The 13263-nt window shown below is 63.4% G+C and carries 9 protein-coding genes; 2 read left to right on the top strand and 7 right to left on the bottom strand.

The features are described 5' to 3' along the window. Positions 1-76: 76 nt before the first annotated feature. The 7 genes from B8446_RS06770 to B8446_RS06735 form a co-directional block, all read right to left on the bottom strand. The gene (locus B8446_RS06770; protein WP_053053742.1) at positions 77-2545 is read right to left on the bottom strand and encodes a TonB-dependent receptor; all 2469 of its coding nucleotides are present in this window, start codon (positions 2543-2545) and stop codon (positions 77-79) included. A 790-nt stretch (positions 2546-3335) separates the two neighbouring features. After that, the gene (locus B8446_RS06760) at positions 3336-5534 is read right to left on the bottom strand and encodes a beta-N-acetylhexosaminidase (RefSeq protein ID WP_048848570.1); all 2199 of its coding nucleotides are present in this window, start codon (positions 5532-5534) and stop codon (positions 3336-3338) included. Positions 5535-5575: 41 nt separating this feature from the next. Further along, entirely contained in the window at positions 5576-6295 is a 720-nt protein-coding gene (locus B8446_RS06755; protein WP_048848630.1) for a copper homeostasis protein CutC, read from the bottom strand. Next, entirely contained in the window at positions 6292-7059 is a 768-nt protein-coding gene (locus B8446_RS06750) for an ABC transporter ATP-binding protein (RefSeq protein WP_048848568.1), read from the bottom strand. Before B8446_RS06750 ends, B8446_RS06755 begins: the two co-directional genes overlap by 4 nt. Further along, the gene (locus B8446_RS06745) at positions 7056-8063 is read right to left on the bottom strand and encodes an ABC transporter ATP-binding protein (RefSeq protein WP_048848567.1); all 1008 of its coding nucleotides are present in this window, start codon (positions 8061-8063) and stop codon (positions 7056-7058) included. The genes B8446_RS06750 and B8446_RS06745 overlap by 4 nt, the downstream gene beginning before the upstream one ends. Further along, entirely contained in the window at positions 8060-9514 is a 1455-nt protein-coding gene (locus B8446_RS06740; protein WP_048848629.1) for a M81 family metallopeptidase, read from the bottom strand. Before B8446_RS06740 ends, B8446_RS06745 begins: the two co-directional genes overlap by 4 nt. After that, positions 9511-10650, bottom strand: coding sequence for an ROK family transcriptional regulator (locus B8446_RS06735; RefSeq protein ID WP_048848565.1), 1140 nt, complete (start codon positions 10648-10650; stop codon positions 9511-9513). Before B8446_RS06735 ends, B8446_RS06740 begins: the two co-directional genes overlap by 4 nt. A gap of 154 nt (positions 10651-10804) precedes the next feature. Here B8446_RS06735 and B8446_RS06730 point away from each other — a divergent pair, with 154 nt between their 5' ends. After that, a complete protein-coding gene (locus B8446_RS06730; RefSeq protein ID WP_048848563.1) occupies positions 10805-12343 on the top strand; it encodes an ABC transporter substrate-binding protein in 1539 nt (512 codons plus the stop codon). After that, complete coding sequence (locus B8446_RS06725; protein WP_048848562.1) at positions 12340-13257, top strand: ABC transporter permease; 918 nt, start codon at positions 12340-12342, stop codon at positions 13255-13257. Before B8446_RS06730 ends, B8446_RS06725 begins: the two co-directional genes overlap by 4 nt. Positions 13258-13263 lie beyond the last annotated feature (6 nt).

Genomic DNA, 13263 nt, shown 5'->3' with positions numbered 1-13263 from the left:
ACGTTGCTTCGGACAGGCATCACAGCCGTCCGAAGCAACGCACCCTGATGAAATGCCTTACTGCCAGCGGAAAGTTTTAAAAGCCCGTTGACAGTGTGACGAGGGCGGCAAAGTTGCCACCGACGAGGTAGACAGGTGAGCCAGCACTTACGCTGTTGCCGAAGATACCCTTCCGGCTCATGGCCGTCGCGGCTGAACTGCCCGGAATGGATCGATAGATGTTGTTGCCGAGATTGATCAGGTTGAGCTGAATCTTCGGCCCCTTCAGCGGACCGACCTTGCTCAGGCGATAGCCGAGGGCCAGATCGGAGACGACATAGCCCGGCATGCTCTGATCGTTCATGAACGTCGAATACATCTTGCTCTGGTAGCGAAGATCGAAATTGCCGAAGAAGTGACCCGAGTCATATGCGAGGCCGACCGAAGCCGTGAACTTCGGTGAATCCACAGCTTTTTTTCCGGCCGTGGGCAGATAGTCGATGACTGAAATTCCCGCAGCGTTGGTCGCAGCGACCGGCACGTTGTTGTCCATCGTGGCATGCAGATACTGCCCCGAGACATACGGGCTGAAATGATGCCATGGGCGAAGGCCGAGTTCCGCCTGCACACCGCGGGAAGTCTGGCCGCCCACGTTGATCGGCTCGGATATCAGGGTGTTCGTGTAGGGCAGATAGCCGGACGACGTCACCTGATGGTTGGTCATGTTCGCGTTGAACAGCGAGATCTGGAAGTTATAGAGACCGGAATGGCGATAGCCGATTTCTTCCGAGATGTCGTATTCCGACTTGAGGGAGCCGGGCTGTTCGACAGCCGAAGCCGAGTTCGGGTCAAAGATCTGGCTGTACGCCTCAACAGATTCCGGCGCACGAAACGATGTTGAGCCGTTGATATAGACCTGGTCACGCGGCGTGATCTGATAACTCGCCGAGAACTGAGGCAGCGGCTCGAAATAATTCCCCGCGACCTTATAGGGATCGGCGCCCGGGACATTGTTGGTGCCGGAGCGCGACACCATGGCAGCGCGGAAGCCGGCCGAAATCGTCAGCTTGTTGTTGAGAAGCTTCAACGTGTCGGCGATGAACAGCGCATTGACCTGCTGCTTGAAATTCAGGTTGTAGCCCGACAGGATGCGGCCGCCCGGAACGTAGATCGGGTATTTGCCGTACAGATTGGCCGCCTCGCCCTCATAATTAACGGGCGTGAACGTCTCGACTTCCTGGTGGGTCGTATAAGAATACCAGTAGCCGAAGGTCACGTTGTTGTGGCCGTGCGTCCAGGAAATCGAGTTGTTGATGGCGCTCGAATTCTGGTCCCACGGGTCAACGCTCGCCGTAGTCAGCGTATTGTTCGTGGCATAAGGCTGATTGAGATTTCCATATTGCTCGGTCCCGTTATAGCCACCGGACGCCGGGATGTTCTCGCCGCCGGTCGAGGGACCGTGCTGATGCACGAAATACGGCGTAATATTCAGGTGTATTTCGTCGCTCAGCGTGAAGTGCATGGGCGCCACGACATCAAGCGAATTGAAGCCGGAGAAATTCAGCTTGTAGTAATTCGCATTGCCCGGCGTGTAGGTCGGGCTGTAATAAACGCTCGCCTTGCTGGCTGCCCACTGGGCGGCCGTTGGCTCGCGCCAGCTCGTCTGCTGCTGGGCGTTATATCCGAAAATGGCGGAAATCGAATTGTCCTGACCCCATTCCTTCACGAATTTTGCATCGATATGATAGCGATGAAGTCCGCCGGGGCCGCGCCAGTTATTATTCGACAGGTGAGAAAACGACACATAGCCGCGAATGCCGCTCTGGCCGATATCGCCCGTTTCCAGACGCATGAATTCCTTGTTTGCGCTATGGGTTCCACCCATCACGCTCATGTATCCGCCCGCATGATGGCTCGGGTTGAGCGCCGTCGCCGTGATTTCACCACCCGTTGCATTGAACAGCGGCGCGTTCAGATCGGGCGATCCCTGCGAAACAGTCACGGATGCGAGATTTTCGGTGTCGACGAGCATCGATGTGTAAGGCTGGTAATTGATCGGATCGGCCAGCGGCGCGCCTTCGAACAGATACCCGATCTGGCTCTCATTGAAGCCGCGCATGGTAATCGTATCGCCGGTCACGCCGAGCGGATCCTGGCTGCCGAACGTCACACCGGGAAGATTGGCGATCATCGACGAGATGTTGCCCGTAGGCGCCTGTTTGGCGATGAAATCGCGCGTGACACCACTTTGCGAACGTGGCGCCGTCTGATGCGGCATCAGGCCGCCGCCGGGCGTTGTGTTCGTCGTGCCGTCTGCATTGCGACGCGCACCTGAGACGGAAATTTCCTCGGTCTGCGGCGTGGCCGGCCCGAGAACGCCACTTTCCGTCACGCTTGGACGGCGATGTTGTGCAGGCGGCGTGGCCGAAGCCTTGGCAGGATGAGCACGGTGCGCCTTCAGCTGGGGCTGCGCGCTGTCCTGCGCGACCGCCTTGCTGAAATGCAGACCGTTTCCAGAAAGAAAGGCTGCGCAACACAGAAGAATGTTTCGATTTGACAGGCGCATGCCGACATCCCGGATCAGGTTGATGATTGCGTTTTCAACACGCTATTCGCGCTCGTAATTGCCAAGAAAGGCGCGCACGCGCGTTGTTATCAACGATCGTTTTGCACCCACACCGAAACCCTATCCAGAGCGTTTCTGGATCGCAATAGTTTAATGATGGAACAAAGGTCTTTTTTGTGACAGCGGCGTTTTGCGTTGTAAAACTGCGACGAATCCGCCTCCAAAGCACGGGCGTCTCGGCACATAAAGCAACAGCCCACTTAGTTTTCGTCAGTAAACAAAGCGGCGTTTCATCGTGGACTGCCCTCCGGCACACCGACGTCTGAAGCTCGTCTTCCTTCAGGCAACGCAATCGCCGCGGCGACTGAAGCAGCCTTGTCGGCGCAACCGGAGGATGCCCGTAATCATCCTTGCGCCCGGATGAACTATGGAACGCCTGTGCGCTGACTTCGGAGCAACACGCCGGGCAAGATCGCACTTTTCGATATCGCGTCATTCGGTCCCGATGATCGCGCCGGACGCCTGCGCATCGGCACGTCGCTGTCTCGCGATAGCCGTGCGCAGGTCGATGTCGACGCTACAGCCTTGCCGCCCGCGCTTCGCGCTGTTCGCAACCCGCCTGAGAATGAGCCGGGAGTGGTCCGGGCGCGTCTCGCCCGTCTTTTCTGACCGGACCTCGTCCTGTCCGGTCATGCGAGGCGTGAGGGCATTCGACGCCCGCACTCCCCCATGACGGACTGCTCCCGGAGCGCGAGTTTACACGGCTCCGGGAGCATATCCCGGCCTTTCCTCAGTGCGCCGCGTTAACCAGCGCCTCAAGTCCCGGCAGAATATCGATCAGCAGGCCGCTGGGCGGCAGCTTGCTCTTGTAGGACGCAACATGGCTTTCGCATGCCGCAAAGGCCTGTTTCTGAACGTCGATCTGACGTGCGGCCTTGGCATGCCAGGCGGCGTCGTGTCGGCCACGCTCCATTGCCTCGAGGCCAGTGATGGCGAGCGCCGAAAGCTGTTGCGAGACGGGACGCGCGGCCTGCAGCATCGGCGTGTTGGCCACCGTCGCGTAAGCCGCGTCATTGCCGGCAAGCGTCTCGAGACGCGCACGCAGATCTGCTTCGACGGTCCTGTCGCCCGCGGCGTAGCGTTCCGCCAGGCCGTTGAACGTCATTGCCACGAAACTGTCGGGAGCCGCGATCGCACCGGGCGCATTCAGCATCTCGTCGCCACCATGGTACGCAAGCCGGTTCATCGCATAGTTCCGGACGGGACTCGTCACCGATGTCAGCACGGTCAGCGGCGTGATGTTGGCCGGCGTCAAACGCGCGATCATACGCGCTTCGTTTCGCGATGCCTCGATCCCGGTGGTCTCGAGCTCGGCCTGCACGATCGGAAGCCGACGCTCCATGTCCGCGCTATCCGAGACAGATTGCGGCGACCAGAAACGCTCGGCAATGGCCGCCGAGCGCGGCCAGAGGCGTGCGTCAAGCATCTCGTCCGAGACGATTTCGCTCCAGAGCGGCGCATCGCCGCCCAGCACGAGCGCCTTCTGCGCGTCATCGAGTGGCGGCGCGTTCGGATCGAGGGTAAAGGCCTCGCGTGCCGGATCGGGCGCCTGACCGGGCGTAGGCGCTTCCGGGGGCAGGCCATCCGCTTTGACGTCAAACGGATCGACCGCATAGTGCTGCCGTGAGGGTCTCAGCAGATCGAGATAATAGCCGGACGAGACGACCACAGGGTGTCCGGCCTTCGTCGCCGAACCGATCCATTTCGATCCGCGCCAGGCTTCGACAACGACATCCTTCGGGATCGGCGCCTCACTGACCTCGTCCCACCCCATCATGATCTTTCCCCGGCGGGCAAGCATATGCTCGACCTTCGCGGTGAAAGCCGCCTGGAGGGCCGGCGCATCGGCATAGCCATGAGCCTTCATATAGGCAGCGATCTTCGGGTTGTCCGTCCATTGCGAGGGCGACACCTCATCGCCGCCGGAATGGAAATACCGGTCCGGGAACAGCGCGCTCATTTCACCATAGAGCGCATCCATGAAATGCAGGACGTCCGGCTGGGTCGGGTCCAGGGCTGCCGTGTTCAGATTGAGGTGCTGAGAACACGTCGTCCGCGTTTCCCCCGCGACGGACGTCGTGGCGCAGGAGCTTTTCCAGTTCTTGGTCATTGGCACCGGCTGCTGTGCGGCCAGACCCGGATAGGCTTGAAGCAGGGACAGAGAGTGTCCGGGAATATCGAACTCGGGGACGATGCGGATGCCGCGATCGGCGGCATACGACACGACCGTCCGGATCTGTGCCTGCGTGTAGTACTGGTTGTGACCGCCGACGTCCTGCAGCTTCGGATACAGCCTGCTTTCGACGCGGAATCCGGTGCCGTCGCTCAGATGCCAGTGCAGCACGTTGAGCTTGGTCATTTCCATCGCATCGAGTTGCCGCTCGACCGAATCGACCGACATGAAATGGCGCGAGACATCGATCATGATGCCGCGCCAGGGGAAGCGCGGCGCATCGTCGATCACGGCATCGGCGAATGTCGCCCCCTGCGGTGTTCTCTGCACGAGTTGCAGAAGCGTCGCCAGACCGTGCAATACGCCGGCCGGGCCGTTGGCGCTCAGCTCGACGCCGTTCGGCGCAACCTTGAGAGTATAATTTTCCTTTTCCTGAAGCGTCAGATAGGCAGGATCCGCACCAAAGCGGATGTGCAGCATCAAGGGCGCGCCGCCGGTCATGGGCCCTGCAAGCGCGGACAGGCGCGTCTCGAACCGGGTGACCGCGCGACGCAGCAGGGGTGTTGGACGCATTCCGTCCCAGACAACCTGCACGCCCTGCCCCAACGGTGCTGCGCCACCATCGAATGAGGCGCTCTGCGGTATCGGCATCAGCGCCGGGGCGGCTTCGGCCTGGCCCGCCCGTGCGGACAACAGGGCAAGAGCTGCGCAGCCGGCGAGAAGGCGCGATGCATGGCGTCGACAGAATGGCGTCATGTCAGGCAATTTCCTGTGCTGGTGATAAAGGATTGGATTGATCAGTCGAAAGGCCGAAGTGCCGCGCGAAATGCGCGGATCACGTCCGGATCGGCAGCCGCGCGGGTGGCACCAAAGCCCAGCGCGCCCACAGTCTCGGCGTAACGGATCGGCCGGCCGCGGCAGGACGCATGGACCGCGCGGACACCGGTTTCATGCAGCAGGGCCGCGACATTCTCGGGTCGCACGCCACTGCCCGCCATGATGTCGATGCGCCCGGCCGAAGCCTGAACAAGCGCCCGGAGCGTCCCGGCACCATCGGAAGCCGCCGGTGCACCGCCTGACGTCAGAATACGTTCGAACCCGAGGCGGATCGCGGCCTCCATCGCAGCGAACGGATCCGGCACCAGATCGAACGCGCGATGAAGCGTGCGGCCAAGCGGCCCGCACGCATCGCTCAGCCGCGACAACATCGCTTCATCGAGCGTCCCGTCCGCACGGCTTGCCCCCAGAACGACACCTGCGAGGCCGCTCTCGCGGGCGACGGCGATGTCGGCCAGCATGATCGCCTCCTCATCGGGGGCGAACACGAAATCGCCTGCACGCGGCCGGATCATTGCATAGACCGGCACGCTGCTGTCTGCGGCCTGCCGCATCAAACCAGCACTGGGCGTCAGCCCACCAACTGACAGCGCCGCGCACAGCTCGATGCGTGACACTTCCGGGACCTGGACCGCGTGCAGACTGCCAGCGTCGTCCAGGCAGATTTCGAGATCGATCATGCCCATGCCGCCTTCGAGATATGCGCGGCGAACAGCGCGCGCGTGTAGGGATGTCTCGGTGCCTCGAGCAGCGTCTCAGGCGCGCCCTCCTCCACGATCCGGCCACCCTGAAGGACAATGCCCCGGTCGCACAACACGCGCACGACCGCCAGATCATGTGTGATGAACAGGAGCGACAAGCCCAGATCATCACGCAGATCCATGAGAAGATTGAGAATCTGCGCCTGTACCGAGATGTCGAGAGCGGCCGTCGCCTCGTCGGCGATCAACAGCTGCGGTTCGACGGCCAGCGCCCGGGCAATACCGATGCGCGCGCGCTGCCCACCGGAGAACATGTGCGGCATGCGGTCATAGGCGCTCTCCGGAAGGCCGACGCGTCCGAGCAGGGTCATGACCCGCCGACGTCGTTCGCGCGCAGGAACGATGCCATGAATCGCAAGCGGTTCCGCAATCTGGGCGCCGACTGTCATCTTCGGATCCAGACTGGCCACGGGATCCTGAAAGATCATCTGCACATGACGGGCACGCGATCGACGCGCCATGTCATCGCCGAGCGTGATGCGGCCGGCGCTGACCGGGGCCAGGCCTACGACCGCCCGGGCGATCGTGCTCTTGCCCGACCCGGACTCGCCGATCAGCCCGACGATTTCTCCCGGTGCGACGCGCAGGGACACCCCCCTGACGACCGGCACGTCACGTTTGCGCCATGGCGGTCCGGCACGAAAAGAGACGTGCAGATCGTCGATATCCAGAAGCGGACTCATGGCGCGACAGCCCATTCATCGGCGCGCACGCAGGCAACGCGCCGCGCACCGACAAATTCCCGCGCCTGAACCGGTGCAGCAACGCATGGCGGAAGGCTCTGATCGCAACGTGGGGCGAATGCACAGGAAACGGGGCGCGCGGCAGGCAGCGGCACCGAGCCCGGCATCACGCGCAGGCGCCGTCGTCCTGTCGCATCCACGATCATGGACGACGGGTCGGGCATCGAAGCCAGCAGACCACGCGTATAAGGATGACGGGGGGCGCGCAGGACTTCCCGGATCGGGCCCTCTTCCATCAGGCGGCCGGCATACAGGACCGCGACACGATCCGCGATCACTGCGGCCGCGCCGAGGTCATGGGTGATGAACAGCGTGCTCGTGCCCATCTCGGTCGCCAGTTCGCGGATCAGGGCGAGAATGCGACCCTGCGTGCTGGCATCCAGCGCCGTCGTCGGTTCGTCGGCGATCAGCAGGGCCGGCCTGGCGCTCAGGGCCATCGCGATCATGACCCGCTGGCGCATTCCGCCGGACAGCCGGTGCGGATAGGCCTCGAGGCACTGCGCCGGATCCGCGATACCGGTACGTCCGAGCAAGGCTTCCGCCGCCTGCCGCGTGGCGCGGCGGCCGACGATATCAGGTCGATGCAGAGCCAGACATTCGCCGATCTGCGCGCCGATCCGCATGGACGGATTCAGGGCACTCATCGGTTCCTGAAAGATCATGCCGATGCCTCGCCCCTGCACCGCACGCCTCTGCCTGGCCGTCAGCGCTGCAAGATCGACGCGCTTCTCTCCGTCCGAGAAAAGGATCCGTCCATCACGGATCGAACCACCCCGCAACAATCCCATGACCGCCAGAGCCGTGACGCTCTTGCCGGAACCGGACTCGCCCACCAGCGCCAGCGTCTCGCCCCGCGCGATGTGAAACGATACGGCGTCGAGTGCCGCCACATCGGCAAAATCGACGCGCAGTCCCGAGACTTCGAGAACAGGGTCCTGCGTCATGCAGCCCCGTTCCGCGGTGTCTGCCCCCGCGGTTGCGGCGACCAGTCGAAGACCGGATCGAACGGATACGTCGGGCGATGCGTGCGCAGGCGCTGCAGGTTCGCTACGTCCTGATTGACGACGCCGTCGGACAAGGCCATCAACGAGGGGTTCGCAAGAGGCGCGAGATCCGGCGAGAGATAGCCCGATTTGACGACCAGAATGCGCGTTGTGCCCGGATCCCGGCCAAGGCGCTCGAAATCGCCCAGGTTGTGATACGGACGACGACGGGCTGCCAGGACGATCGTGATACCGCGATGTTGCAGCACGGCCTCGCGGTCGCGCGGATCCTGCGCGTCAATCAGACGCGTCACCACGCACGGCAGCGATACGCGCCCGCCCGACGGATCGAGCGTTGCTCCGATATCGAAAATCGCCTCTGCCCCCGCGCCGATGGCAAACGCGTGCGCGCAGGCCGGAGCATCCGTAATGGCCGCGATGACGACGCCCTGCGCATCGCGCAATGCCAGTTCCGCCAGAACGTCGGCACGATCGCCCACACCGCCGCCCGTCGGATTATCGCCGGAATCCGCGATGATGGCAGGCGATGTCCGACTTTCCATGGCCTTGCCGACGCACTCTGCGATCGTGCCGGTTTCGCAGCCGAAGGCAAAGGCGTTTCGTGCCTGCCAATAGGCGTCGGCGAGTTCCGAAGCGGCCGATGTCAGCTGTCCGTAGTCCGTCCCGGTGAAGACGACAGATGCCGTCGCGCGCGGCTCGTCCGCCCATACATAGCCGACCATCAGCGACGCGTCCCATATGCCGGGTCGCGCATCCAAGGCCGGCAGGCGCGCATAGAGCCCTTTGGCCGGCTCGTCCTCCGTACTCGTTCTCTCGCCGGGCAACAGCACCGGAACGGGCGCCCATACGATCATCGGGCGCACGCCGGTGTGCAGCGCGTCGACCAGCATCTCGACGGCCCGGCGCATCGTGCGTTCGACATCGATGTGAGGTGCCGTGCGGTAGGCGGAGAAGATATCGAGCGCATCGGTGATGGGCTGGCTTACGTTGCCGTGCAGGTCGTAACTCGCGGCAACGATGCAGTCCGGCCCCACGACCGCCCGGGCAGCGGTGATCCAGTCGGCCTCGGCGTCATCGAGCCCCTCGACCGACATCGCGCCATGCATCGCGAGATACAGCCCGTCGAGCGGCAGGCTGGCGCGCAGGAGCGTGAGAAACCTGCCTTTCATGGCCTCGTAGGCCGCGCGCGCAATCGGACCGCCGGGGACCGCGCGCGCGTGCAGAAGCGGCAGGAAATCAGCTTCGAAATCCTTCAGGAACGCGAAATACGGCATGGCCGCGAGATCGCTTTCGCTGTTGATGCGGAAGACGTCTTCCGTCATCAGGACGGGATTGTAGGTGCTGCACTCGGTATGGATTCCACCGACGGCAATACGCGGGCGCGTGTTCATGTCCATTCGTTCCCGAAAAGAAATTTCTGCGCTGCGAGACTGGCAGCGCCCTTGGCAAAACTGTCGTCTTCCAGCCCGCGCAATGTCAGCGTCGTCTGGACACCGGCGCGACGCAGTACATGGGTTTCCATCTCCTGCCGCAGGACCCGACCGAAGACACTGTCCTTCAGAGCCGGATCGAGAATGACCAGAACCTGGCTCGGGTCGAACATCTGAACCAGCTGTGCCAGGGCAATGCCGAGCGCTGCACCGGCACGATGCAGGATGGCCAGCGCTTCGGGATGGCCATCGGCCGTCATCGCCGCCAGTTCGTCGATGTCCGATGTGAGCCCCGCCTGCCGCGCGGCCCCCCGGATGGCCTGAAGCGACGACACGGTTTCCAGACAGCCGCGATTGCCGCAACGGCACGGCAGCGCGCCGCTTCCATCCAGTGCGATCGGCGAATGCGAAATCTCGCCGGCTCCCCCATGGTGGCCACGGTGAAGCCGGCCATTCACGATGTGTGCGCTGCCGATGCCATCGCCGACAAACACGAGGCTGAAATCGGGACAATCGCCGGATGGGCCGAACAACTGCTCCCCCAGGATCAGCGCATTGGCGTCGTTCTCCACGAAGACAGGCAGCCCGGTCACGGCCGACAGGCCACCCGCGACATCGACGTTTACCCAGCCGAGTGCCGTCGATGCCAGCGAGATACGCCCGTCGCGCGATACGAAACCCGGCTGGGCGACACCGATGCCCGCAATCGGCCCGGCGCCGGAGCCCGCCCGCTTGCGCACGATATCGACCGCCCGGGCCAGGCCTTCGAAACATGCATGCGGGTCCGTCTCGCGCGGCATGACATACCGGGCCAGGATGCGCCCATGTGGATCGGTCATGACGACCGTCGTCGGGTCGGCGTGAAGGGAGATACCGATGAAGCTCGCCGCGTCGCTGCACAGGCCGAGCGTGATCGACGGGCGTCCCTGCCCGAAAACGACCGCCTCCTCACGCAGGACGCCGCGCGCAATCAGGTCGCGCACCAGCATCGATATGCTGGCCTTGCTGACGTCGAGCGCGCGCGCAAGGTCGGTACGGCTCATAGCGCCGAGCCGGCTGAGCGTGCTGAGGATGCGATGGTGGCCCGCTGAGAACATTGCGCGCGATACGTCCGACTGGTGAAGAACTTATTTCGTTTGATAAACCAACTTCCTGTCAATAGAAGAATGAGGTGAATTAACGACAGCACTTGTTTTCCTTGGGATTTCTCGCGACGCCCCAAGGGTCATTTTCGATCACGCACGAGCGCCTATGCGACGATCTGTCTTCCTCTGCTGCATCACTGCCGGTTTCGCGATGAAAAGTGCGGCCGCCGCCTGTGCGGCCGGCCTGACGGTCATGCTGGCCGAGCCACCACGCAGCATGGACCCGGCCGATCAGAACGCGACCGCGACCCACTCCATCCTTGCACCATTCTACGAGAGTCTGGTGCAACAAGATGAAACGGGCTCGATCCGTCCCGGATTGGCAACAAGATGGTCAGGCTCGGTAGATGGTCGCGTCTGGCGTTTCACCTTGCGTCCGCATGTTCTCTTTCATGACGGCGCACCGTGCGATCCGGAAGCAGTCGCAGCCTCTCTGAAACGGCTCATCGATCCAAAAGCCGGGCTTGCCGGCGCTGGCGTATTCCGAGGCCTGATCATGGACGTTGCAGAGGACGGGCAGGACGTCGTCATCACGCTTGCACGCCCTTATGCGGACATCCTCCACCTTCTGGCCATGACACAGGCTGCCGTCGTCTCTCCGATCGCAGCCCGAGGCGGCACGCTCGGACGACATGCGGATGGAACGGGACCGTTTCGTTTCGGGGACTGGCAGGACGGCGACCACGTGCGTGCGCTGCGATTCGACCGCTACTGGGGTGCGGCACCGTCGCTCGACTGGATCAACTGGACATGGTCGCCAGAGCCCTCGGTGGTCAACATGGCCCTGCAGACGGGAGATGCCAACGTGGTCATGCCGATCTCTCCTGTCTTTGCAGACCTGTATACGCCGGGGCGGCCGGCATCGGCCGAAGCTGTCGTTTACCGGGCTCCGGGCAGTGCGCTGTTCTGGGCGGCGCTGAACACGCGCCTGCCCCCGCTGAACGACCCGCGCGTCCGGCGTGCCCTGAGCCTGTCCATCGATCGTCGCGCGCTTGTCGCGGGGCTGCTGCATGGAAACGGACAGCCGGCCTGTTTCGCAATCACGCCGGAAACGCCGGGTGCACGCGGCTGCGGCGCTGCGGCGGGCGCAGATATCGATCAGGCACGGACGCTTCTGGAACAGGCCGGATGGCACAAGGGCTTTTCCATCACCGCCGTCGTGCAGGAGCCGGAGGAGCCGATCGCCGAGGCCCTGCAGGCGATGTGGCGCAGCATCGGCGTCAGGCTCGTCATCAGGCGGCAGGAAGCCGGTGTCTGGGTGCAGTCCGCCTTCGCCCCGCCGGATGAGAAGAAGCGCAGCGAAACCGGCGTCATCATTTCCTCATGGTCCGCGCCGTTCGTCGCCGATCTCCAGATCCGCCCGCTCTATGCCGCGGCCAGTGCCGCACCGGCCGGCGCCAATCTGGGCTTCTACGATAATCCGATAGTCGATGCGGAGATCGAGGCGGCCGCCGGTACACTCGATCCGATCGGACGCGCGGCGTTGTACGGCACGATCCAGACACGCCTTGCAGATGATGCGCCCATGCTGCCTCTCTACGTGCAGGACGATCTGTTCGGCGTTCGCCGCGACATCGAAGGTGTCACCAGCCTTCCGGATGGGGAAATCGTCGTGACACAGGCGCACCGGAGGCCCGTTCGATGACAGGTGTCGCGCGCCGGGTTACCACCCTTCTTGTGGTCATGCTGTTCGTCTCGGCCGTTGTCTTCGTGGCAATTCATTCATTGCCCGGTGATCCAGCGCGGCTGATGGCAGGCCCACAGGCACCCCGGAGCGTGATCGATGCCCTTCATGCCCGCCTCGGTCTGGATGAACCGCTGTCAGCACAATACGTCCATTTCCTGAAACGCGCCCTCAGCGGGGATTTCGGCCTTTCCCTTCGCGACGGGACGCCGGTCGGTGCTGCCATCGCACAGCGCCTGCCCTACTCGCTCCTGCTGGGCGGCCTGTCCTATGTGCTGGCCATCGTGATCGGCGTGCCGGGCGGAACGCTGGCCGCGGTCCGTGTCGGCCAGTGGCCCGATCACCTGCTGATGGCCGCGACCCTGGTGGGCGCATCGTTGGCCGGATTCTGGGTTGCCCTTCTCGGCATGGAGATCTTCGCCGTCAGGCTTCACTGGCTGCCGCTTATGGGCGCGGGCGACTGGCGGCACTATATCCTGCCGGTCATGGTGCTGGCCCTGATGCCGGCCGCGCTGATCCTTCGCATGACGCGCACCGGAATGCGCGACGTTCTGCGTCAGGACTATATCCGCACGGCCCGCGCCAAGGGACTTCCGCCTGCCATCGTTCTGACGCGTCACGCGTTGCGAAACGCCATGGTGCCGGTCGTCACAGTCATCTGCCTCAATCTCGGCGGGCTGATCAGCGGCGCGGTGGTCACGGAGACGGTGTTCGACTGGCCGGGCATCGGACGCCTGCTGATCGATGCCGTGCGCTATCGCGACTACCCGATGATCCAGGGCATCACGCTTCTGTCGATCCTGGGCGTCCTCGGCGCCAACCTGGTCGCGGAAATCCTGATCGCGTGGCTTGATCCCCGCACGCGGGGCAACTGACATGAT

The sequence above is a fragment of the Tanticharoenia sakaeratensis NBRC 103193 genome (genome assembly GCF_000963885.1).
GTDB lineage: Bacteria > Pseudomonadota > Alphaproteobacteria > Acetobacterales > Acetobacteraceae > Tanticharoenia > Tanticharoenia sakaeratensis.
This window is presented reverse-complemented; position numbering and strand designations above follow the sequence as displayed.